Source organism: Bifidobacterium erythrocebi (assembly GCF_012932675.1).
Lineage (GTDB): Bacteria > Actinomycetota > Actinomycetes > Actinomycetales > Bifidobacteriaceae > Bifidobacterium > Bifidobacterium erythrocebi.
On the sequence record NZ_JAAIIF010000008.1, the window covers coordinates 207,587 to 229,135 of the forward strand.

Consider the following 21,549-nt stretch of genomic DNA (forward strand, 5'->3'; position numbering starts at 1 on the left):
CGAGGAATACGAAAAGAACGCCAACTCGCAGAAGGACGATTCGGACGATACCGTCATCGACGATTCCGAACCGACCAACGGCCATGCGCGCAAGCAGTCCTTCCAGACGGGCAGCGAGGTCGATCGTCGCCTGCGCCTGATGCTGTTCCTCTCCGCCCATCTGGGGGAGGAGTTCACTCTTGAGGAACTTGCCGATAGGTTCATCGGCAAGTCGAAGACCCCTGAGGAGCAGAAGAAGTCCGTCAACGTCATCCGCAAGGACATCAATACCCTCACCACCGTTTCCGATGACGGCGAAATGGCCGGCAGCCAGTTCTTCGACATCGATTGGTCGCTGCTGGATGCGGAGGGTATCGTCTCCGCCACCAACTCGCTTGGACTGGAACGTCTTGCCGGCATTTCCCCGCAGTATCTGAGCATGCTCACCGCCTCGGTGAGCTATCTGGCCCATTCGCCGTTGCTGCCCAACGAGCAGCGTGAGCAGGCGGAGAATCTGTATCGTCGCCTGCACCAGCATGTCAAGCCCGGCCAGACCCCGTGGCTCAGCCTTACCGGCTATGAGCTTGAACCGCATAACTTCAACATCGTCAAGCGTGCCATCGATTCCGACGCCTTGCTGGATATGCAGTACACCGATGGTGCCGGAAGCACGCGCAGGCGCCTGGTCAAGCCGGTGAAGATCTATGTGGACGAGGGCATCTACAACGTGGCGCTGTGGACGGACGTGGCCAAGGCCGCGCCTGAAGACAAGCAGGACATCGTGCTGAAGAACGCCGCCATCAATAAGGCGAACGGCAAGCCCCGCACATGGCAGGTCCTCCATATCGCGCGTATCGAGCAGGCGAAGATCGTGGAGCCGACATGCAAGCTCGAGATTCCCGACATGCCATTGAGCGAACTGCGTAAGTGGAGCTTCGACAACGGTACGGCCACGAGCTTCATCACCGATGCCAAGGATATGTCCTTCATCAAGAATCTTCCCGATGCCACGGTGGAACCGTGCGGCAAGGGGGAGAAGGTCAATCTCATCGTGTCCTCGGATTCGTGGTTCGTCGCCTTCTGCATCGCCCATGCGCGCCATCTTGTCGCGGTCGGCCCGGAGACCCTGCGGACGATGATCATCGCACGCGCCCAGCGGGAGCTCAGCGTCGTGCAACGTACCGAAGACTGATAGGTGATTACCATGCCCTGGTGGATTTGGCTGATTCTCGCATTGTTCATGGTGGCGATGATCGTCATCGGATGCGTGTACGCGTTTCGGCATGGGGTTGCCGCGGCAAAGGAAGTGGGTGCCACCGTGGGCCAGGCAGGCGAACGCATCTCCCGCATGGGAGAACCTGTGGAAAGCACCGAGCCCCAGGCACCTTTCTTCACGCAACCGCTCAAGGTCTCGCTTGACCGTTACGAGGCGGCCCAGGTGGATGTCGCGAAACGTGCGGGGGCCAAGCGCGAACGCCACGGGAAGGTATGGGAGCATTGGGATCGCGATCCGATCAAGGCCCCGGACTTCATCAACGAAACGGATAAGTAGACATACATGAGTCGACATCATCACCATCGCTCGGATAGCGAAGAGATTTCGCCATCCGAGCGTTATGCTGCATTCAGGCAGCGTCAACGCCAAAACGCCAGCATCGCCGCACAGTTCGAGCGGACACTGCCATTCGAGCTCGATTCCTTCCAATCGAAGGCGAACCAGGCCTTGGAAGATGGCAGCAACGTGCTTGTCGCGGCACCGACCGGCGCAGGCAAGACCGTTGTGGCGGATTTCGCGGTGTTCCTTGCCCAGCAGCACAACGTCAAGGCTTTCTACACCACACCGATCAAGGCGCTGAGCAACCAGAAGTACCATGATCTGGTCGACCTGTACGGCGAGGACAAGGTGGGCCTGCTCACCGGCGACATCTCCATCAATTCCGAAGCGGACATCGTGGTGATGACCACCGAGGTGTTGCGCAACATGCTCTATGAGCATTCCACCACGCTCAACGCCTTGAGATATGTCATTCTCGATGAGGTGCACTATCTGGCGGATCGGTTCCGCGGCCCGGTATGGGAAGAGGTCATCATCCATCTGCCGTCGCGGGTACGCATCGTGGCATTGTCCGCCACCGTGTCGAATGTGGAGGATTTCGGCCAATGGATCGCCTCGGTGCGCGGCGATACGAAGCTGATCGTATCCGAAAAACGCCCGGTGCCGCTGGAACAGCATGTGATGGTCCAGCAAAACGACCGTACCGAGCCGGAGATCATCGACCTGTACCGGCGCGATGCCGACGGCAATCAGACCACCGTGGTGAATACGGAACTCGCCCGTCGCTTAAGTCAGTTGGACCATCAGGCATCCCGCAGGCGCGTCGATGAGCGCAATGTCAAGTCCAGGCATCACGGCAAGGGCCCCGGCAGGGGGAGAGGCGGATCACCCGCACGCAAGCCCGAACGTCATACCCCGCGCCGCTGGGCGGTGGTCGACGAGCTCAATTACCTCGATATGCTCCCCGGCATCTATTTCATCTTCTCCCGCAACGGCTGCGACCAGGCAGTCGAGCAATGCCTCAATGCGGGTCTGGAACTCACCACGGACGAGGAAGCGCAACGAATCCGCCAGATCGTCGATGAGATGGTCGAAGGGCAGCTCAGCCAGGATGATCTGAAGACGCTGGGCTTTTCCCGGTTCCGCTTTGCCTTGGAAGAAGGATTCGCCTCGCATCACGCGGGCATGGTCGCCTTGTTCCGTCAAATCGTCGAGCGCCTGTTCGAAGAGGGACTGATCAAGATGGTGTTCGCCACCGAAACGCTGGCGTTGGGCATCAATATGCCTGCGCGCTGCGTGGTGGTGGAGAAGCTTGAGAAATACGATGGTACCGGGCATGTGCCGCTGACTCCGGGCGAGTTCACCCAGCTGACCGGTCGCGCGGGCCGGCGCGGCATCGACACCATCGGTCATGCCGTGGTGGTCGACCATCGAGGATTCGTCCCAGCGACCGCGGCGGCGCTGTCCAGCAAGCGTGTGTATCCGCTGCATTCCAGTTTCCATCCGACGTTCAATATGGCGGTGAATCTGCTCAATTCCAGCGACTACGCCACGGCTCGCACCACGCTTGACCATTCCTTCGCCCAGTGGGAGGCGAATGCGTCGGCATGGCAACTGGAATCCCAGATCGCATCGCTTGAGCAGGCTTTGGACGGCTACGAGAAGGCCTTTGTCTGTGAGCATGGCGATTTCAAGGAATTCATGACGATTCGTATGGAGCTCAGTTCCGCCGAGAAAGGCGAAAGGAACCGGCTCAAGCATCAGCTGTTCCGCAGTGACAAGGAACGTTCCGATGCATTCCGCGAGCTCGATCGGAAGATCGGCAAGCTACGTGCCGCTGAACAGCATCATCCGTGCAAACAGTGTCCCGATCTGCAGAGTCATTTGCGTTGGGGACATCGCTGGGTGCGGGAGATGCGCGAACTCGAGCATGTGCGCAACCGTTATGATTCGCGTACCGGCTCCGTGGCCCGTCAGTTCGATCGTATCTGCGATGTGCTCACGGAGCTCGGCTATCTTGGCGAGCAAGGCCGACACAATGTGACGCTGACCGAGCAGGGGCAGCTGCTTCGCCGCCTGTACAGCGAGCAGGATGTGGTGCTGGCCCAGGCCATCCGCGCCGGTGTGTTCGATTTACTGCCGCCGGCCGGGCTTGCCGCCGTAGTATCGTCGCTGGTCTACGAGGCGCGACGTGGCAGTGGGGGAGAGCCACGGTACTACCCCGGTTCCGTTCACGGCCCGATCGCCGTCGCCGCACGCGAACTGCAGCGGATTCATGCCGAGGTTAGCGACTGTTGCGAGGCTCATGGCATGAATCCGCTGCAGGACATCGATTTCGGCATTCTCGACATCATGTACGAGTGGGCCGACGGGCGCAGCCTGTCCGAAGTGCTGCACGGCACGGAACTGACCGGCGGGGATTTCGTCCGCAACGCCAAGCGTCTGTCCGATATGCTGCAGCAGATCGCAGTCGCGGAACCGTACCTTGGCGAGAACGGCGCATCGCTTGCCGACCGCGCCCGCGAGGCAGCGGATCTCGTAAACCGTGGCGTCGTGGCATACAGCGGCATCGAATGATGTGAAAACGGGAATATATCAATCGTCCGAACTGTTTCGTACTGTGGGTACAGTACATAAGGAGGAATCACCAATATGGCAGAACGTAGCCTTAGGGGCATGAGCATCGGCGCCAAGTCGCTGGAATCCGATCAGAACGTCGATTTCGCCGCCCGTGAAGAAGTGGCTTATATTTGCCCCAACGGGCACCGTATCATCCTGCCGTTCGCCGAAGGCGCAGAGATTCCCAACGAATGGGAATGCCATTGCGGCTCCGTCGCCCGGCTTGAAGGCGAGGAAGACAAGGCCAACGAGATCACCAAGCCGACCCGAACTCACTGGGATATGCTGCTTGAGCGCCGCTCGGAGGAAGAACTCGCCGAGCTGTTGGAAAAGCGCCTGCAAATGCACCGTGACGGCTGGATTCCCGATTACGAGTGATGACACCAGACCCGGTGCCGCCGACCATTGTTTGGTATGAGCGGCACCGGGTTGTTTTGTGAAATGAGAGAACCAACAAACAGGGGAGAGCAACCCATGTCAACCGCACCGAAGAAGGTCGTTCTGCTTGATCTGGACGGCACGCTTACCGATTCCGCGCCTGGCATTCTCGCCAGTGTCAAGGAGACGTTCAAGGCCCTGCATATGCCCGTACCGGATGCGGCGGAATTGCAGCGTTTTGTCGGACCACCCATTATCACTTCGCTGAAGCGTAATCACGTTCCCGACGATCAGCTGGAACATGGTGTCGATCTGTATCGCGAGTTCTACGGCGAACGGGAGATCTTCGACGATCCGAACAATCCTGGATGCAAGGTCGCCGGACGTTATGTCAATATGGTGTTCGACGGCATTCCGCAGCAGCTTGCGGCGCTGCGTGCAGACGGGTATTACCTGGCCGTGGCCACCTGTAAGCCCGAATACCAGGCCGTGCCGATCTGCGATCGATTTGGTGTCACGGGCATGGTGGACGGCATTTATGGAGCATCCAAGGATAATTCGCGTCTGCTTAAGGAACAGGTCATCGAATACTGCTTCGACCATATCGGATTCGATCGCGCCGCCGACCGTGCGCTGATGGTCGGCGATCGCTGGACGGATGCCGATGGTGCCAAGGCCTGCGATCTCGACTGCCTGGGGTGCGGCTGGGGCTATGCGGAGCCCGGGGAGCTGACCAAGCACGGCGCATATCGTGTCATCGATCATATCGACGAATTGCATGATGCCGTCGTCGAGTATTTCGCCGACTGAATTCGTGCGAATTCATTTATGGATTCGTCAGTATGCCTCGTGCCATTATCCGATGCACGAGGCATACATGTATTTACGGCGATAAACGAATCGATACAGTGTAACGTATGCAGACAGATCAGAACATAATCTTTTTCCGGGAATCACCGAACCCAGTCTGATATCCCTTGGAAAAGCATGGTTTCAGAGACATACAAAATAGCCGATAATGTACGTTATGTCAGAAAAGAATATCGACGGTACTCCCTCACCGCATGTTCCGCACCATAGGTACTCTGTATTCATACACCAAGTAAAAGCCAACCCAACACAACAAGGAGAACATCGTAATGAACTGTTCCGTCGCCATTCAGTTTCTGCCGATGGATGCGCAGACCGATGAAGAGACCTGCGCCATCGTCGACGAGGTGATTGCATATATCAAGTCGACCGGCGTCAAGTACTTCGTCGGTCCGTTCGAGACCGCCATCGAAGGCGATTTCGACACTTGCATGGATATCGTCAAAAACTGCCAGCTGGTCGGCGCCAAGGCCGGATCCAGCCATGTGATGTCGTATGTCAAGATCAATTACCGACCTGAAGGCGAGGTGCTGACCACGGAACGCAAGGTAGGGAAGTATCATCCCGAGGATCCCGAGCTGCACGGCCAGATCTGAATCATCACAGGCGTCTCTCCCCTGTCATTGCAAATACTTTCCTACGAACGAATCACAGGAATCAACAACGCGTGTGTTCGGAACCTATCAAGTATTCCGAACACACGCGTTTCATCATGTCAGCATCTCACCGTGTATAGCTGCTCAGACGTTTGTTCATCTCCGTATGCATGGCACGCCTGGATTGCATATACAACAGTACGATCTGCACGCCAAGGAGCACCACAGCGATGCCGCCGCCCACCGGAATGGCATACCGATAGAAATCTCGCACCGGTTTCGCATACAGATCGATGCTGTACGAAGAGATCAGCAACGCCGTGAGGAAGCAGACCAGCGACACCATGTGATGTATCGCCGTCATCATCGTTGGCGGCGCGACCTCCGGCTCGGCATCACGGCTCAGGTACTTGCTGGAGATCACGGCGGCGGTGCATACTCCGATGGAGACGACCACGCCTATCCCCCATAATACGATCGGCAAAATATCCATATCACGCTGATTGACGCGACTGATGCCGCGCCTTCTGGTTCTTGCGCATACGCGCTGCGGTTAGATCATCGATGGGCTGTTGCCCGATATCGGCAGTCAGAGCCTGCCTGTTCACGTCCACGGCATCCTCCTGTTCCAAGGCAGTATGGATACGATGCCATAGCGAACCTACGGAAACGGCGAACACCGCATGACCGGTATCCAGCAGTTCCATCATCCGCTCGTTGGACGTGCACTCGTACACATGTTCGCCGTCGCACATGATGGTGATGTGCTCCAGCTGAGATACGTTGCGCTGGGTCAGGAACCCGATGGCCGTGGTCACATTCTGCAGATTCACGCCGGCGTCGAGCAGCTTCTTGGAAACGGCGAGAATCACCACATCCTTGAAGGAATACAGTCTTCGTGATCCCGAGCCGTGGGATGGAGTAATCGACGGTGCGACGATCTGCTTGCGCGCCCAATAATCGAGCTGGCGATAGGTGATACCGGCTACTTTGGAAGCGACGCTCCCCCGGTAGCCCAGCGTGGTATCCTCATCGTCGAATTCGAACAATTCGCCTTGAATGGCATTATCGTTCAGATTCTCACGATCTTCGAGACGCACATGCAGATGCAACCCATTATTGACTGCCATGCTCGCCGCCTTCCACATCATGATGCCGATGTCGGCCCATATTCAGGGTTTTGGACAGGCGACCAACCGTCGCACCGAGCGGAACAGGCCTTGGCTATGCGACGATAGCTGATTTGGTGAAGAACACGAGACGGAACTTGCCGATCATGATCTCATCGCCGTTCTTCAGCTGCGCCTGGTCGATGCGCTGACGATTCACATACGTACCGTTCAGCGAGCCGGCGTCGACAACGGAGAAAACCCCATTCGCACGGCGGAATACGGCGTGCGCACGGGAAACGGTGGAGTCATCCAGCAGAATGTCGGAATGAGGGTCACGCCCCACGGTCACCTCATCCTCGTCAAGCAGATAACGCGACCCGGATACGGCCCCTCTTGTGGAAATCAGCAACGCCGTGTCGTCGGACAGGCGCGCAATGGTATCCAGGTCTTCGGCGGTCAGCGGACGATCGCTGGTCGCGGTTGCAGTTACAGGAATGGTGATGGCAGGCATGCCGATGATGGTGGTTTCGCCTGCGCTTGGAATCGGTTCAGTCATAATCGCTATTCTACCGTCTTTGCGTAGTTATTTGTTGAAGGTTCTCGGGTTGCGTCGATTTGTACGTTATCCGACTGCTTCACACTAACCTTTGCTCCGTACATTACCTTCAGTCGGGAGCCGATGCCGCCGGCTATGTTCACTGCATTCTGCAGATCAGAGGGATTGCCGATGGCCCGCACCGTATAGGGAAGCGTCAACGGGATGCCGTCGCATTGCAGTCCCCCATCCTCGTCATCCCAGATCGAAGTGGACGTGACGACCCGAACATCGTTGATGGAGATGACCTCGGCTCCGGCGTTTCGTAGCTCTTCGATCAGGGTGAACATCGTGGATGCATCCACATCCTTGTCCTTCCCCTTGCCGATGGTGATGATCACGCCCTTGCCCTGGGCCGGAAGACGACCCGAGATGATGCCGCTGGTCTCCTTGTTCTGATTGGCGATCCGCTGCGCCTGCTCACGCTGATCGGCGGCGGCCTTCAGGCTGGACAGCTGCTGCGAGAGCTGGTTCTTTCGCTGTTCGAGATTCTGCGCCTGCGTACTGGTCTCGTTGATCAGACGCACCAGTTCGTCCTCGCTCATCGTCTCATACGTGGATGGTCCGCTGTTGATCTGCGTCATATAGCCGAATCCCAGCAGCGCGCACATCAAGGTGATGAGTATGGTGGACGACGCCCGTATACGGAAGTCGGACGTCCCCTTCAGCGTACGCTTCCCCGTCCTGCCGTGTACCTGCGGGAACGATCCCGTGGCGGTGTCGTCGTTGCGTCGTTCCTCCTCGCTGCGTTCCCTCAACTCGCTTACCGTATTACGGCTGCGGTTACGCCCATGCCTGTTCTGCCTTGCCATAGCTCACCCCCGGAAGATGAAACGCCTGATGGCGGAGACATTGGAGAAGATGCGGATGCCGAGCACGACGATGACGGCCGTCTGCAGCTGTGAACCGACGCCGAGCTGATTGCCCAGCAGTACGAGCAGCGTCGCGGTGATCACATTGGCGAAGAAGGAGATGATGAACACGCGATCGGAGAAGCGGCGCTCGAAATAGGCGCGGGCGGCACCCAGCAATGCGTCCAACGCCGCAACGACCATGATCGGCAGATACGGCTGAATGGCCACGGGAATATCGGGCTGGACGAACACCCCGACCACTATGCCAATGATCAAACCCAGTACTGCCGCCATCATTCAGCCTTCCTTGCATAGTTGACATCAGAAATAACAGCTGATTTCAGTGTAAGCTCCTTCGACTGCTGTACATGCAGACTTATGCCGGCCTGTTCGAATACGGTATACATCGAACCGAGATTGCGCTGGCCGACCGACTGAGCCAGCTCATGCCTGTTGCCGATCGCCCTGATACGATACGGGCTCTCCACGGCATTCAATCCGATCAGAATGGTGTTGCCTGCCGTTCGTATGGAGGTCTGTGCACCCAGCCGCTCATCGTTGATGCTGATCGCCTCCGCGCCGGCGCGCCACAGCACCGAAACAAGTTGCTGAAGATCGCCGTCGGTGACCACGCGGAGACGGTTGCCGGAATTCTCCCTTGGCGTGGCACCATTGCTTTCGTTTGCCGCGGCAATGGGATCGGCCACTGTGAGTATGATGCCCTCTCCCCTGACGGCGAGCTGGCCGCTGGCCATCTCATCCTTCATCAGTGTGCTGTTGGAACCGTCCTGCACGACTTTTTTCGATTGCTCGTCCACCTGCTTATGCAGGCTCGCCACGTCGGAGGAAAGCTTGTCAAGTGTGCTCTGCGATTCACGGAGCTCTTTTGCCAGGCTGGCCCGGACGGCCCTGCGCGGATCGGAATGAAGCTGCTGGACGAACAGACAGCCCAGGAACCCCACGGCGATGCATACTACGAAGCATATGATTCTTGTCGCCCATACGGCGAACGGGGACGTATTATGCTTGCCGAGATTGGAATCAAGGAACATCGGGTCGACGGGCCTGTTGATCAGATCGTCGATCAATCTGAGCGAATCATCCTTGCGGACCCGATGGCGTCGTTCCCTTTCCCGAATGAAGATGTCTTCGGGGGCGGCATGCTGCGAGATAAGACCTGCGAACGAGTGGGAGAAAACCGCACGCCGATGCTTGGCGTCACGGGATTCCTCCACCGGATATGAAGCCGGCATCGGCTCCATGCCGCTCATCGCCTGGCTTCCTTCCATGCGCGCAGCTCTTTGCGGATGACACCGCTCCCCTGGCGCAGGTAGATGAAGCCGGCAAGACAGTACAGCACCACACCCCAGATGCCCACGGCCAATGCGAATAGATGCAGGACATGGAACGGTGTTCCGGTACCGATATCCGCCACCACCAAGGCGACCATGGATATCATCAGCAGCGCCGTCGCCGCCTTCCCCACGAAATGCACGGGTAATGGCCCATAGCCGTATTGCGCCAGCCAGAGGATCTCAATCGCCATCACGACATCACGGACCACGACCACGATGAAGATCCACCACGGGATGATTCCCGCTATGCCGAGCGCGAGTATCGTGCAGAAAATCAGCAGACGGTCGGCGCACGGGTCAAGAATCTGCCCGAGTTTGCTGACCTGATTAAGCTTGCGCGCCAAAGCGCCGTCGAAAAAATCCGTGACGGCGGAGAAGGCGAACACAATCAGAGCCGGAATCATGCTATGCCGAGAGATCAGCCATGCCACGATGGGTATGGAGATGATGCGCAGCAGACTCAGCGCATTCGGAATGGTGATGATGATATCCCGTGGTTCGGGACTGTACGTTGACTTCTGAATGTGTTCGCTCATATCGTCCAATATGTTAGATGCGGGAGGCCTGCAGTGCCGTAACGATGATGCCACGTGCACCGACTTCATACAGTTTGTCCATCAGATGGTTGACCTTGGCCTTCGGCACCATAACACGTACCGCGCTCCACTGCTTATCGTGCAGTGGGGAGATCGTCGGGCTTTCGAAGCCGGGCGTGACCTCCACCGCTTCGCTCACCTTGGAGACGGGGATGTCGTAATCCATCAGCACGTAGCGCTGTGCGGTGAGCACGCCCTGCAGACGACGGCTCAGGATGGTGAGCCGTTCGTCGTCCTTGTCCAGGCGAGGGCTGCGAATCAGACACGCCTCGGAATGCATGATGGGATCGGCGAAGATACGCAGACCAGCATTGCGCAGCGTGGTGCCGGTGGACACCACATCGGCGATCAGATCGGCGACGCCAAGCTGCACCGAGGATTCCACGGCACCGTCCAGGTGGATGGTCTCGGCGTTGATGCCATGTTCGACCAGATAATCGTGGACGAGCTTGTCGAAGGAGGTTCCGACGCGCTTACCGTCGATGTCCTTGAGCTCCTTGATGGGAGACTCATTCGGTGCGGCGAAACGGAATGTAGAGGCTCCGAAGCCGAGCGGGAAATGCTCCACGGCCTCGGTACCGGAGTTCTTCAGCAGATCCTCTCCGGTGATACCCACGTCGATGGTGCCCCTGCCAACGTACACGGCGATATCGAGCGGGCGCAGGTAGAACAGTTCCACATCGTTGTCGGGGTCCTCCACGACGAGCTGACGTGAATTGGAGCGCAGACGATACCCTGCCTCGGACAGAATATTCCAGGCCGGTTCGGACAGCATTCCCTTATTCGGAACAGCGATTCGCAGCATTTCTTTTTCTTCCTCTAGTTTCTTCAGCTTGAACGGTGATCATGTGCCGGCAAGACCCGGCTGTGCATCACAGATGCTTGTACACGTCTTCAAGCGTCAGACCGTGCTTGATCATCATGACCTGCACGTGGTAAAGCAGCTGGCTCATCTCTTCGGCGGTGCGATCGGCACCTTCGTATTCGGCGGCGATCCAGGTCTCGGATGCCTCTTCGACGATCTTCTTGCCGATGAAGTGCGTTCCCTTGTCCAGCTCGTCAACGGTCAGGGAGCCTTCCGGACGGGTCTTCGCTTTTTCGGACAGTTCTGCAAACAGCGATTCAAAAGTCTTCATAATGTCTTTCAGTCCTTGTAGGCCGCTGCGGCCTTATCACGAATGGAATCAATGGCTTCCGCCGGGTTCTGCGCGCCATAGACGGCGGAACCTGCGACCAGCACGTCAGCACCGGCCTCTGCCACGATGTGCGCGGTCTTCGGGCTCACACCGCCATCGACCTGGATCTTGGTCTTCAGACCACGACGGGTGATTTCGTCGCGCAGGCGGCGGACCTTGCCCATCTGGTTGTCCAGGAACTTCTGGCCGCCGAAGCCGGGCTCGACGGTCATGATGAGAATCATGTCGAATTCGTCGAGAATATCGAAGATCGGTTCGACGGGTTCCGCCGGACGAACCGCGAAGCAGGCCTTGCAACCCATCTCGCGCAGCTGGCGTGCCAGACGCACCGGAGCATGGGTGGCACCCATGTGGAAGCTCACGGACGCCGCACCAAGCTTGGCGTATTCCGGTGCCCAGCGATCGGGATCCTCGATCATCAGATGCACGTCGACCGGAAGGTCGGTGACCTCGCAGATGCGCTTGACGATCGGCTCGCCCAGCGTCAGGTTCGGGACGAAATGATGGTCCATGACATCGACGTGGACCAAATCGGCGTTGGAGATGGCCTTGAGGTCACGTTCGAGATTGCAGAAGTCTGCGGACAGGATGCTAGGTGCGATTTCAATGCTCATAATCACTTACCTTACTGTTGACTAGGGTCATTTTGTGGATTTCTGACTCATACGTTCAAGCTCGTCGTCCGTGACGGCGCGAAGCTTTGCCGTAAGTTCATCATATGTTCTCCCGTACCGACGCAGCACGATGAACAGCACGACGCCGCACAACGCGGTCAGGATGGCGGTCCACGTGTTCGTGCGAAGGCCGAGGATGACGGTCGAATAGTTGATGCGGATCTCTTCGATCCAGCTGCGTCCGCAGCCGTACCAGACCATGTACAGCGCGGCAAGCTGTCCGGCCCTGAGACGTTTGGCGAACGTGCCGCCGATCCAGACGATCAGCGCCGCACCGATGAGATTCCAAATCATCTCATAGAGGAATGTGGGGTGGAACAGGGTGCCGCTCGGGCAGGCGGTGCCCTGATAGCAGACCTCGCTGTGGCCGATGGCGTCGCTGTTCTCATTGAGCTTCAGCCCCCATGGCAGCGTGGTCGGCTTGCCGTACAGCTCCTGGTTGAACCAGTTGCCCAACCGTCCGATGGCCTGCGCGACCATCAGTCCGGGTGCAAGGCAATCCAGCAGCAACGCGAAGGGATACCGCTTGTGACGGCACCACAGGAAGGCGGCAAGCGCGCCGCCAATGATGCCGCCGAAAATGGCCATGCCGCCCTCCCATACGCGCAGTATGGCGGATGGGTCGCCCGTGGGCGGGAAATACATGGCCGGAGTGCTCAGGCAGTGGTACAGACGCGCGCCGACCAGACCGCAGGGAACGGTCACCAAGGTAAGGTCAAGTACCTGGTCGAACGTGCCGCCGGCCCGCTTCCAACGCCGGGTGAGAATCCAGACCGCGAAACATACGCCGATGAGAATGCACACGGCGTACATGCGGATGGTAATCGGACCGATCTGGAATTTCGAGAACCCCGGCGAAGGAATATAGGCGAGTGACGTCATGCGCGCGCTCCGTGGATGCCCTCGGCGAGCTCCTCGGTCTTGGCGGCGAGCAGAGCGAGTCCCTCGGATGTGTCGCGAGCCGTCTTGCCATCATCGTTGAGCAGCGTATGCACCAATGCGGAACCGACGATCACGCCGTCGGCGTATGCACCGACCTTCGCGCCCTGCTCGGCGGTGGACACGCCGATGCCGACGCACACGTTCTTGGCACCTGCCTTACGGGTGCGTTCCACCAACGCCTGCGGGGAGGCGTCGATGGTGGAACGCTCGCCGGTGACGCCCATTCGAGCCGCGGCATAGACGAAACCACGCGCGTTCTTGGCGACGATCTCAAGACGCCGGTCGGACGAATCCGGGGAAACGAGGAACACGCGGTCGAGCCCGTGGCGATCGGATGCCTCGATCCATTCGCCGGCCTCGTCGGGAATGAGGTCAGGGGTAATGAGTCCGGCACCGCCGGCATTCTCGAAGTCGGTGGCGAACCGTTCCACGCCGTAATGGAAGATCAGGTTCCAGTAGCTCATGATCAGCGGCACGCCGCCGGCATTCGCCACGGTCTCCACGGCCTTGAACACGTTGGCGATGCGTTCGCCGTTATCCAGGGCGATCTGACTGGCGGCCTGGATAACCGGGCCGTCCATGACCGGATCCGAATATGGCAGGCCGATCTCCACGGCATCGACGCCATGCTCGACCATGGTCTTCAATGCGGCGAGGGAATCGTCGGGATTCGGGAAACCGTACGGCAGATAGCCGATGAATGCCGGCTTGTTCTGCGCCTTGAACCCGGCGAACATGGCCTCGGTCTTGCTTGGCTTGTGGCTGATGCCCAGCGGCTGACCGGACGGCGTGGTTGTTTCGTTAGTCATAGTTGATCCTTCACTCCTCACGATTCATCATGCGACGGTGTCACCGTGCGCACCGGTCACATCAAGGGCCTTGGCCTGATCATCGGTCAGATATCCGAACCACTTGCCGGCCGTGGCCATGTCCTTGTCGCCGCGCCCGGAAATGTTGATGATGATGACCGGGTTCGTGTATCCCTTGGCCTTCAGATCCTCGCATGCCTTGTATGCGCCCGCCACGGCATGGGAGCTTTCGATGGCGGGGATGATGCCTTCGGTACGGCTCAGATCACGGAAGGCGTTCATGGCCTCCTCATCGGTGGCCCAGGAATAGTTGACCCTGCCGATCTCCTTGAGCCATGCATGCTCGGGGCCTACCGACGCATAATCGAGGCCGGCGGAAATGGAGTACGTGTCGAGGGTCTGCCCCTCGGAGGTCTCCAGCAGATAGCTCTTGGCACCCTGGAACATGCCCAGCTGGCCGGTGCCCGGCGCAAAACGGATGGCGTGCTTGCCGGACTCCGGACCCTTGCCGCCGGCCTCATAGCCATAAAGGTTCACACGATCGTCGTCGAGGAAGGCGTTCATGATGCCGATGGCGTTGGAGCCGCCGCCCACACAGGCGCACACCGCATCCGGGTGGTCGATGCCATACCAATCCTGCAGCTGGCGCTTGGCCTCCTCGCCGATGATCTTCTGAAAATCACGGACCATGGCGGGGAACGGATGAGGACCGGCGACGGTGCCCAGCAGATAATGCGTGTCCTTGACATTGGTGACCCAATCACGCAGGGCCTCGTTGATGGCGTCCTTCAGGATGCGGTCGCCCAAGGTGACCTCGACGACCTCGGCGCCAAGCATGCGCATGCGTGCCACGTTCAGCGCCTGGCGGCGCGCGTCGATCTGACCCATGTAGATGCGGCACTTGAGTCCGAGCATCGCGCATACGGTGGCGGTCGCCACACCATGCTGCCCGGCACCGGTCTCCGCGATGACGCGGGTCTTGCCCATGCGCTTGACCAGCAGGGCCTGGCCGAGCGCGTTGTTGATCTTATGCGCGCCGGTATGGTTGAGGTCCTCGCGCTTGAGGAAGACGCGCGGGGCGATGCCGGTCTTCTCCTTAAGCAGCTCGGCGAAGCGCGGCGCCTCGGTCAGCGGGCTTTCCCTACCGACATAGCGCTTCTGCAACGTCATGAACTCCTTATGGAATTCGGGATCGGCCTTGGCCTCCTCGTATACGCGCTCAAGTTCATCCAGCGCGGTGATCAGCGCTTCCGGAACGTACCTGCCGCCGAACTGGCCCCAGTACGGTCCCTGATGTTCGCTCAACGGAGTGGATTCGCTTGCTTTCACTTGCGCACCTGCTTTCACTAGTCGTTGCACTGCAAGAATGTGGTCATCGGCCGTCGCGACGCCCTCGCCCACCAGCACCGCATCGGCGCCGGCGCGGCCGTAATCCTCGACCTCGACCGCCCCGAACACGCCGGATTCGGCGACCTTGATGACGTCGTCGGGCAGATTGGAGGCGAGCTCGCTGTATTTGCTCACGTCGACGCGAAGATTCTTGAGATTTCGCGCATTGATGCCGATCACCCGGGCACCCGCGTCGATGGCGCGCCGAATCTCGTCGCGAGTGTGCGTCTCCACCAGCACCGTCATCTTCAGCTCATGCGCCAGGTCAAGCAGATGCTTGAGGTTGGCGTCGTCGAGCGCGGCGACGATGAGCAGCACGATATCCGCACCGTGGGCACGCGCCTCCCAGATCTGATAGTCGTTGACGATGAAGTCCTTGCGCAGCACCGGGATATGCACGGTGGCCTTGACCTTGTCGAAATCGTCAAGGCTGCCGTGGAAACGCCGCTCTTCGGTCAGGCATGAGATCGCGCTTGCGCCGCCGGCCTCGTATTGCCTGGCCAAGGCCGCCGGATCGGGGATATCGCTCAGATGCCCTTTGGAGGGTGAGGCGCGTTTGATCTCGGCGATCACGGGAATCCCATCGGCCTTCCTAAGCCATCGAGTGGCGTCAAGGGGCGCGGCGGCATGCTCCGCCATCCGCTTGATCTGCTCAAGGCTTACCTTGGCCTCACGTGCCTTGGCATCCTCTACCGCTCCTGCCACCAACTCGTCGAGTACCGACATGGATTCCCTTTCTCTTGTTACAAAAGGTGTCTTAGCAAGGGTAACGTCCCCGTGATCATAGCGCTTTCAACTGTGCCGCAATCTGGACGGCCTCGACGCTTGCCTCGGCCTTGTTGCGGGTTTCCTGCCATTCGTTCTGCGGCACGGAGTCGAGCACGATTCCCGCCCCCGCCTGCACGCTGGCCTCATGGTCGCGCAGGAAGGCCGTGCGGATGGCGATGGCCATGTCCATGTTCCCGGAGAAATCGAAATAGCCGACGGTTCCGCCGTAGATGCCGCGATCGGCAGGCTCAAGCTCGTCGATGATCTCGATGGCGCGGGGCTTCGGGGCCCCGGACAGCGTGCCTGCGGGGAAGGCCGAGGTGAACACGTCGAAAGCCGTCATGCCATCGCTCAGCGTGCCGGTCACGGTGGAGCAGATATGCATGATGTGGCTGAATCGCTTGATGTCCATCAGCTTGACCACTTCCACGCTTTCCGGCTTGCACACGCGGCTCAGATCGTTGCGTGACAGGTCGACGAGCATGATGTGCTCGCTGCGTTCCTTGGGATCGGCGAGTAGCTCCTTGGCAAGCTTCTCGTCTTCCTCGGGCGTCGCGCCTCGCGGGCGGGAACCTGCGATCGGGAAGGTCATGGCGTGGCCGTTGTCGACCTTGATCAGGGTTTCCGGGCTGGAGCCGACGACGTTAAACGTACGACCCTTGGTATCAGTCAACGCGAAGAAGTACATGTACGGACTTGGGTTCAGCGTGCGCAGCACACGGTACACGTCGAAGGGGTCCGCCGGCGAATCGATGTCGAGACGTTGGGAGATGACGGTCTGGAACACATCGCCGTCGATGATGTGCTTCTTCGTCTCTTCGACCGCCTGCTCGTAATGCGACTTTTCCGTACGGAATCGCAGCTCCGGCTGCGGCACATGCGGGTCGAGCACGTTGATGCGCGCCTCCCCCGGCGTCGGCGTCGCGGCCTGCCGCTGCATGGCGTCGAGACGTTCGATGGCGTTATCGAAGGCCCAATCCGCACGAGTCGGCTTGTCATCGACGTTCACGGCGTTGGCAATCAGCCAGACCGAACCCGACACATGGTCGACCACCGCGATATCGGTGGCGAGGGCGAGTACCAGCTCCGGCTGATCCGTCTCGTTCGGGGCCTTGCCGCGCAGGGTGGGTTCCCAATGGCGAATCACATCCCAGCCGACCGTGCCGACCAGTCCGGATGTCAGATTCGGCAGACCCGCGACCTTCGGGGTCTTCAGCGTCTTCAGCGTGGCGTGGGCGACTTCCAGCACATCGCCATGCGTGGGCACTCCGGCAGGCACCTGGCCGAGCCAATCGGCCTGACCGTTGTTCGAACGCAACTGGGCGATGGAATTCACGCCGATGAAGCTGTACCGGCTCCAGGTGCCGCCGAATTCGGCCGATTCGAGGATGAACGTGCCGCTGCGCCCGGCGGCGAGACGTTCGTAGAAACCGACGGGGGTAAGCGAATCCGCAAGCAGACGACGCACGATGGGGATGATGCGGTAGCCTTCATCGGCAAGCTCGTGGAACTGTTCGCGCGACGGCCAGGTCTCCCCCCAGCGCAGATGTTCGACGCTGCACTGTTCCATCACTGCTCCTCCTCGGGTCTGAATCCCTCGACGACGGGCAGCGGGCCGCCCTCGTCGAAGCAGCTGCGCTTTCCGGTGTGGCAGGCGGCACCCACCTGGTCGACCTCCACCAGTAGGGCGTCGCCGTCGCAATCCAGGGACACGCCCTTGACGTACTGCACATGCCCGGAGGTGTCGCCCTTGCGCCAGTATTCCTGGCGGGAGCGCGACCAGAAGGTCACTCGTCCGGTGGTCAGGGTGCGGCGCAGCGCCTCATCGTCCATATACCCCACCATGAGCACGTCGCGAGTGTCGTACTGCTGCACGACGGCCGCGACCAGGCCCTTGTCGTCGCGCTTGAGACGCGATGCGATTGCGGGATCGAGCGTTATGGAATTGTCGTATTGCATTCTCGGTGTCACTTCTTCATTCGGGGATGGTTAACAATCAACGGACGGCGTACCCGGCACGGCGCAATTCCGCCTTGACGTCGGCAATCGTCATTCTGCCGTAATGGAACACGGATGCGGCGAGCACGGCGTCGGCACCGGCGGCGATGGCCGGGGGGAAGTCCTCGACCTTGCCCGCACCGCCTGATGCGATGATCGGAATGTTGACTTCGCGGCGGACGGCCCTGATCATCTCAAGATCGAACCCGGACTGCGTGCCGTCGGCATCCATGGAATTAAGCAGGATCTCGCCGGCGCCAAGCTCCTGCGCACGCTTCACCCACCATATGGCGTCGATGCCGGTGGACTTGCGGCCACCCATTGTGGTGACCTCGAACCCGGACTGCGTGTGCCGTTCCCCCCGCTCGCGGCGTGCGTCCACGGAAAGCACCAGAACCTGGTTGCCGAAACGCTCGGCGACACGGCTGATCAACGTCGGATCGTTGATGGCCGCGGTGTTGACGCCGACCTTGTCCGCACCGCAGCGCAGCAGGGAATCGACGTCCTCCGGCGTGCGCACGCCGCCGCCGACCGTCATCGGGATGAATACCTGTTCCGCGGTGCGGCTGACCACATCGACCATGGTCTGGCGATGGGAGCTGGAAGCCGTCACGTCCAGGAACGTCAGCTCATCGGCACCCTGCCGATAGTATTCCGCCGCAAGTTCGACCGGATCGCCGGCATCCTTAAGGTTCTCGAAATGGACGCCTTTCACCACACGACCGGCATCAACATCCAGACATGGAATAACTCGTACCGCCAGCGACATCTTTCACTCCCCTACGAACAACTGGTCTATGATTCGGTTTTCAGACTACAGACCTTACGCTACATGGCATGGCACGAGTCCACATATTAGGCATGCCAGCGCCGCGTATCCAACGAATTCAAAGGCTATGATTCATTAGCCTTGCGTGGTTGCACAACGGGGGCGGGATCGCCGTGCATGAAACGATCCCCGCCCCGTCGCATTTCGCGTTTTGTCGTCAGCGTTCCTTGGCGGCAAGCTGCCCGCATGCGCCGTCGATATCCTGGCCTCGGGTATCGCGCAGTGTGGCGGTGATGCCGGCGGCATGCAGGATGTCGAGGAAACGCTTCTCGTCCTCCGGCTTCGAGGCGGTCCACTTGGAACCCTCGATGGGGTTGAGCGGAATGGGGTTCACATGCGCCCAATCATCCCCATAATGGTTCAGACGCTTGGCCAGCAGCCTGGCATGCTCCGCTTGATCGTTGATGCCGCGCATCAGCGCGTATTCGATGCTGACACGGCGCTTGGAGGCGAGCCAATAATCGTGCGCCGCATCGAGCACCGCCGTCGTGTTGAAACGCTTGTTCATCGGCACGAGCTCGTCGCGAAGCTCGTCGCTCGGCGCATGCAGCGACACCGCGAGACGAACGGGGATGCCCTCTTCGGTGAGCTTCCTGATGCCCGGCACGACGCCGACCGTGGACACCGTGATGTTGCGTGCCGAAATGCCGAACCCCTGGGGAGGCAACGCCGAGATCTGGCGCACCGCCGACAGCACGGACCTGTAGTTGCCCATCGGCTCGCCCATGCCCATGAACACGATATTGCTCAGACGGCCGGGGCCGCCGGCGACCTCGCCCTCCCTCATCATCCGTGCGGCGACACGCACCTGTTCGAGGATCTCGCCGGTGGACATGTTACGTGTCAACCCCAGCTGACCGGTCGCACAGAATGGGCATCCCATGCCGCATCCGACCTGGGACGAGATGCACAAGGTGGTGCGGGTGGGATACCTCATGAGCACGGATTCGATATGCGCGCCGTCGAACAGTCTCCACAGCGTCTTGATGGTGGTGCCGTTATCGGCCACCTGCCGTGTGACCTCGGTGATGAGGTTGGGGAAGAAGGCCTCTTCGGCCTCGGCGCGCTTGGCTGCGGGGAAATCGGTGAAGTCCGCGGCGTTCACGTCGAAATGGCCGTAATAGTGGTTGGCAAGCTGCTTGACGCGGAATTTCGGCAGGCCGAGCTCCTTGACCTTGGCGATGCGTTCGTCTTCGCTCATGTCGGTAAAATGCACTGGAGGCTTGCCACGGCGGGCATGGTCCTTGGAGAGCACATCGCGGAACGCGCCTTCGGTTCCGCCTTCGGTAATGCCGGTTTCGGGGATTTCAGAGGAAGTCATAGGTTCTTCGCTTCGTTTGGTTCGTTTGGATTACATTGGATAACGTTTGGTCTGCAATGCAAGAGTGCCCGTGCATGGATTGTGCACGGGCACTCTTGCGGGTAGCGGGAACACCCGGATCACATGCCGGTGAACCACAGCAGGATGCAGGTGAACGGCGCCGCCATCAGAATCGAATCGACGCGATCCATCACGCCACCGTGCCCCTTGAGCAGATGGCCCATGTCCTTGAGACCGAGGTCGCGCTTGATCATGGATGCGCACAGATCGCCGAACGTGCCGATGACGCCCACCAGGATTCCCATCACGACGGGGACCCACCACCGCGCGGCCCAGACCTGCGGGGTGTAGGTGCAGAACATCACCGCAAAGGCGCCGACCATGGCGAACAGCACTGATCCGGCAAGGCCTTCCCAGCTCTTCTTGGGGGAAATGCGCGGGGAAAGCTTGTGCTTGCCCAGCCAGGCACCGGCGAACAGACCACCGGTGTCGGACAGCGCCGGCAGGAAGACGAGCATGATGGCATGGGCCACCGGATGCCCGTGGAAGGTCAACGGCATGATGATGCACGATGCCAGAACCGGGATGTACAGCACGGTAAGCACGGAGACCGCCACATGGCTCAGACGGCTGTGATGCTGCTCTCCCCCGTCATGGTTGAAGGAGGATTCGAGCCGTGCGCCCGCCTCGGTATGGGAGAGCTTGTCCGCGACCGCAAGCGAAAGCCTGTTGCCGAAGCTCAGCTTCGCCGTGGCCGAAAGCGCCACCAGCATGATGGAGGCCATGGCACACAGCGACATGGCCACAACATGCAGCGGCGAGTAGTAGGTCGCCAGCAGCGTGCATGCCGAGCATATCCACAGCATGAACACCGGAATATGCAGTCCCGCCGTCGCGAAATCGACTCGGAGCTCCCACAGGGCCAGCACCATGAACACCACGACAAGCGCGACGAACAGATCGATGCTTATCAGCAGGCATCCGAGAATGATCGCAATCAGCAGCACTGCCGTGGCGATGGCCTGGGGCATGTTGCGGCCGGTTTTCTTGTTGATCTGGTCGAGCGTCACCTCGGCCTGATCATGGAGTTGATCATTATGTTCCATATTCGATG

General features: G+C 59.7%; 23 protein-coding genes and 1 pseudogene. 6 read left to right on the top strand and 18 right to left on the bottom strand.

Annotated elements, in window-relative coordinates:
* Positions 1 to 100: 100 nt before the first annotated feature.
* From G1C98_RS09505 to G1C98_RS04475, 6 genes and pseudogenes are all read left to right on the top strand, one after another.
* Positions 101 to 1,171, top strand: a pseudogene (locus G1C98_RS09505) (helix-turn-helix transcriptional regulator); the annotation flags it as partial.
* Between the two features lie 12 nt (positions 1,172 to 1,183).
* Positions 1,184 to 1,531, top strand: coding sequence for a hypothetical protein (locus tag G1C98_RS04455; RefSeq protein ID WP_169079644.1), 348 nt, complete (start codon positions 1,184 to 1,186; stop codon positions 1,529 to 1,531).
* Between the two features lie 6 nt (positions 1,532 to 1,537).
* Positions 1,538 to 4,111 (top strand): DEAD/DEAH box helicase, encoded by a 2,574-nt coding sequence (locus G1C98_RS04460; RefSeq protein ID WP_169079646.1) that lies wholly within the window; start codon positions 1,538 to 1,540, stop codon positions 4,109 to 4,111.
* 75 nt (positions 4,112 to 4,186) lie between these two features.
* Positions 4,187 to 4,531, top strand: coding sequence for an RNA polymerase-binding protein RbpA (locus G1C98_RS04465; RefSeq protein WP_169079648.1), 345 nt, complete (start codon positions 4,187 to 4,189; stop codon positions 4,529 to 4,531).
* A 96-nt stretch (positions 4,532 to 4,627) separates the two neighbouring features.
* Entirely contained in the window at positions 4,628 to 5,341 is a 714-nt protein-coding gene (locus G1C98_RS04470; RefSeq protein ID WP_169079650.1) for an HAD hydrolase-like protein, read from the top strand.
* A gap of 329 nt (positions 5,342 to 5,670) precedes the next feature.
* Positions 5,671 to 5,997, top strand: coding sequence for a thiamine-binding protein (locus G1C98_RS04475; RefSeq protein ID WP_169079652.1), 327 nt, complete (start codon positions 5,671 to 5,673; stop codon positions 5,995 to 5,997).
* Positions 5,998 to 6,124: 127 nt separating this feature from the next.
* Here the strand turns inward: G1C98_RS04475 and G1C98_RS04480 are convergent, their stop codons facing one another.
* From G1C98_RS04480 to G1C98_RS04565, 18 genes are all read right to left on the bottom strand, one after another.
* Positions 6,125 to 6,490, bottom strand: coding sequence for a hypothetical protein (locus G1C98_RS04480; protein WP_169079654.1), 366 nt, complete (start codon positions 6,488 to 6,490; stop codon positions 6,125 to 6,127).
* 1 nt (position 6,491) lies between these two features.
* Positions 6,492 to 7,127, bottom strand: a complete 636-nt coding sequence (locus G1C98_RS04485; RefSeq protein WP_169079655.1) for a MerR family transcriptional regulator — start codon at positions 7,125 to 7,127, stop codon at positions 6,492 to 6,494.
* A gap of 94 nt (positions 7,128 to 7,221) precedes the next feature.
* Positions 7,222 to 7,665, bottom strand: coding sequence for an FHA domain-containing protein (locus G1C98_RS04490; protein ID WP_169079657.1), 444 nt, complete (start codon positions 7,663 to 7,665; stop codon positions 7,222 to 7,224).
* Positions 7,666 to 7,670: 5 nt separating this feature from the next.
* Entirely contained in the window at positions 7,671 to 8,516 is an 846-nt protein-coding gene (locus tag G1C98_RS04495) for a DUF881 domain-containing protein (RefSeq protein ID WP_169079659.1), read from the bottom strand.
* A gap of 3 nt (positions 8,517 to 8,519) precedes the next feature.
* Positions 8,520 to 8,852: a small basic family protein gene (locus G1C98_RS04500; RefSeq protein ID WP_169080150.1), complete on the bottom strand. Its 333-nt coding sequence runs from the start codon at positions 8,850 to 8,852 to the stop codon at positions 8,520 to 8,522.
* Positions 8,852 to 9,829: a DUF881 domain-containing protein gene (locus G1C98_RS04505; protein ID WP_169079661.1), complete on the bottom strand. Its 978-nt coding sequence runs from the start codon at positions 9,827 to 9,829 to the stop codon at positions 8,852 to 8,854. Before G1C98_RS04505 ends, G1C98_RS04500 begins: the two co-directional genes overlap by 1 nt.
* On the bottom strand, positions 9,826 to 10,449 hold the full coding sequence (locus tag G1C98_RS04510) for a CDP-alcohol phosphatidyltransferase family protein (protein WP_169079663.1): 624 nt from the start codon (positions 10,447 to 10,449) through the stop codon (positions 9,826 to 9,828). Before G1C98_RS04510 ends, G1C98_RS04505 begins: the two co-directional genes overlap by 4 nt.
* A 13-nt stretch (positions 10,450 to 10,462) precedes the next feature.
* Positions 10,463 to 11,314, bottom strand: coding sequence for an ATP phosphoribosyltransferase (gene hisG / locus G1C98_RS04515; RefSeq protein WP_169079665.1), 852 nt, complete (start codon positions 11,312 to 11,314; stop codon positions 10,463 to 10,465).
* A 67-nt stretch (positions 11,315 to 11,381) separates the two neighbouring features.
* Positions 11,382 to 11,645, bottom strand: a complete 264-nt coding sequence (locus tag G1C98_RS04520) for a phosphoribosyl-ATP diphosphatase (protein ID WP_003826436.1) — start codon at positions 11,643 to 11,645, stop codon at positions 11,382 to 11,384.
* An 8-nt stretch (positions 11,646 to 11,653) separates the two neighbouring features.
* Positions 11,654 to 12,319: a ribulose-phosphate 3-epimerase gene (gene rpe, locus G1C98_RS04525; protein ID WP_169079667.1), complete on the bottom strand. Its 666-nt coding sequence runs from the start codon at positions 12,317 to 12,319 to the stop codon at positions 11,654 to 11,656.
* Between the two features lie 27 nt (positions 12,320 to 12,346).
* Positions 12,347 to 13,261: a prolipoprotein diacylglyceryl transferase gene (lgt, locus tag G1C98_RS04530; protein WP_169079669.1), complete on the bottom strand. Its 915-nt coding sequence runs from the start codon at positions 13,259 to 13,261 to the stop codon at positions 12,347 to 12,349.
* The gene (gene trpA / locus G1C98_RS04535) at positions 13,258 to 14,130 is read right to left on the bottom strand and encodes a tryptophan synthase subunit alpha (RefSeq protein WP_169079671.1); all 873 of its coding nucleotides are present in this window, start codon (positions 14,128 to 14,130) and stop codon (positions 13,258 to 13,260) included. The genes lgt and trpA overlap by 4 nt, the downstream gene beginning before the upstream one ends.
* 27 nt (positions 14,131 to 14,157) lie before the next feature.
* Entirely contained in the window at positions 14,158 to 16,245 is a 2,088-nt protein-coding gene (locus G1C98_RS04540; RefSeq protein ID WP_169079673.1) for a bifunctional indole-3-glycerol phosphate synthase/tryptophan synthase subunit beta, read from the bottom strand.
* Between the two features lie 55 nt (positions 16,246 to 16,300).
* Positions 16,301 to 17,857 (bottom strand): anthranilate synthase component I, encoded by a 1,557-nt coding sequence (locus G1C98_RS04545; RefSeq protein WP_169079675.1) that lies wholly within the window; start codon positions 17,855 to 17,857, stop codon positions 16,301 to 16,303.
* Entirely contained in the window at positions 17,857 to 18,246 is a 390-nt protein-coding gene (gene hisI / locus G1C98_RS04550) for a phosphoribosyl-AMP cyclohydrolase (RefSeq protein ID WP_169079677.1), read from the bottom strand. The genes G1C98_RS04545 and hisI overlap by 1 nt, the downstream gene beginning before the upstream one ends.
* Before the next feature lie 37 nt (positions 18,247 to 18,283).
* The gene (gene hisF, locus G1C98_RS04555; RefSeq protein ID WP_169079678.1) at positions 18,284 to 19,054 is read right to left on the bottom strand and encodes an imidazole glycerol phosphate synthase subunit HisF; all 771 of its coding nucleotides are present in this window, start codon (positions 19,052 to 19,054) and stop codon (positions 18,284 to 18,286) included.
* Between the two features lie 217 nt (positions 19,055 to 19,271).
* On the bottom strand, positions 19,272 to 20,435 hold the full coding sequence (rlmN, locus tag G1C98_RS04560; RefSeq protein WP_169079680.1) for a dual-specificity RNA methyltransferase RlmN: 1,164 nt from the start codon (positions 20,433 to 20,435) through the stop codon (positions 19,272 to 19,274).
* Positions 20,436 to 20,554: 119 nt separating this feature from the next.
* Complete coding sequence (locus G1C98_RS04565) at positions 20,555 to 21,541, bottom strand: phosphatidate cytidylyltransferase (RefSeq protein ID WP_169079682.1); 987 nt, start codon at positions 21,539 to 21,541, stop codon at positions 20,555 to 20,557.
* Between the last annotated feature and the right edge of the window lie 8 nt (positions 21,542 to 21,549).

Bases quoted from the DNA above. Each gene is read 5' to 3' on its own strand.
- G1C98_RS04455 (WP_169079644.1), top strand. From the start codon at position 1,184: ATGCCCTGGTGGATTTGGCTGATTCTCGCATTGTTCATGGTGGCGATG.
- G1C98_RS04460 (WP_169079646.1), top strand. From the start codon at position 1,538: ATGAGTCGACATCATCACCATCGCTCGGATAGCGAAGAGATTTCGCCA.
- G1C98_RS04465 (WP_169079648.1), top strand. From the start codon at position 4,187: ATGGCAGAACGTAGCCTTAGGGGCATGAGCATCGGCGCCAAGTCGCTG.
- G1C98_RS04470 (WP_169079650.1), top strand. From the start codon at position 4,628: ATGTCAACCGCACCGAAGAAGGTCGTTCTGCTTGATCTGGACGGCACG.
- G1C98_RS04475 (WP_169079652.1), top strand. From the start codon at position 5,671: ATGAACTGTTCCGTCGCCATTCAGTTTCTGCCGATGGATGCGCAGACC.
- G1C98_RS04480 (WP_169079654.1), bottom strand. From the start codon at position 6,490: ATGGATATTTTGCCGATCGTATTATGGGGGATAGGCGTGGTCGTCTCC.
- G1C98_RS04485 (WP_169079655.1), bottom strand. From the start codon at position 7,127: ATGGCAGTCAATAATGGGTTGCATCTGCATGTGCGTCTCGAAGATCGT.
- G1C98_RS04490 (WP_169079657.1), bottom strand. From the start codon at position 7,665: ATGACTGAACCGATTCCAAGCGCAGGCGAAACCACCATCATCGGCATG.
- G1C98_RS04495 (WP_169079659.1), bottom strand. From the start codon at position 8,516: ATGGCAAGGCAGAACAGGCATGGGCGTAACCGCAGCCGTAATACGGTA.
- G1C98_RS04500 (WP_169080150.1), bottom strand. From the start codon at position 8,852: ATGGCGGCAGTACTGGGTTTGATCATTGGCATAGTGGTCGGGGTGTTC.
- G1C98_RS04505 (WP_169079661.1), bottom strand. From the start codon at position 9,829: ATGAGCGGCATGGAGCCGATGCCGGCTTCATATCCGGTGGAGGAATCC.
- G1C98_RS04510 (WP_169079663.1), bottom strand. From the start codon at position 10,449: ATGAGCGAACACATTCAGAAGTCAACGTACAGTCCCGAACCACGGGAT.
- hisG (WP_169079665.1), bottom strand. From the start codon at position 11,314: ATGCTGCGAATCGCTGTTCCGAATAAGGGAATGCTGTCCGAACCGGCC.
- G1C98_RS04520 (WP_003826436.1), bottom strand. From the start codon at position 11,645: ATGAAGACTTTTGAATCGCTGTTTGCAGAACTGTCCGAAAAAGCGAAG.
- rpe (WP_169079667.1), bottom strand. From the start codon at position 12,319: ATGAGCATTGAAATCGCACCTAGCATCCTGTCCGCAGACTTCTGCAAT.
- lgt (WP_169079669.1), bottom strand. From the start codon at position 13,261: ATGACGTCACTCGCCTATATTCCTTCGCCGGGGTTCTCGAAATTCCAG.
- trpA (WP_169079671.1), bottom strand. From the start codon at position 14,130: ATGACTAACGAAACAACCACGCCGTCCGGTCAGCCGCTGGGCATCAGC.
- G1C98_RS04540 (WP_169079673.1), bottom strand. From the start codon at position 16,245: ATGTCGGTACTCGACGAGTTGGTGGCAGGAGCGGTAGAGGATGCCAAG.
- G1C98_RS04545 (WP_169079675.1), bottom strand. From the start codon at position 17,857: ATGGAACAGTGCAGCGTCGAACATCTGCGCTGGGGGGAGACCTGGCCG.
- hisI (WP_169079677.1), bottom strand. From the start codon at position 18,246: ATGCAATACGACAATTCCATAACGCTCGATCCCGCAATCGCATCGCGT.
- hisF (WP_169079678.1), bottom strand. From the start codon at position 19,054: ATGTCGCTGGCGGTACGAGTTATTCCATGTCTGGATGTTGATGCCGGT.
- rlmN (WP_169079680.1), bottom strand. From the start codon at position 20,435: ATGACTTCCTCTGAAATCCCCGAAACCGGCATTACCGAAGGCGGAACC.
- G1C98_RS04565 (WP_169079682.1), bottom strand. From the start codon at position 21,541: ATGGAACATAATGATCAACTCCATGATCAGGCCGAGGTGACGCTCGAC.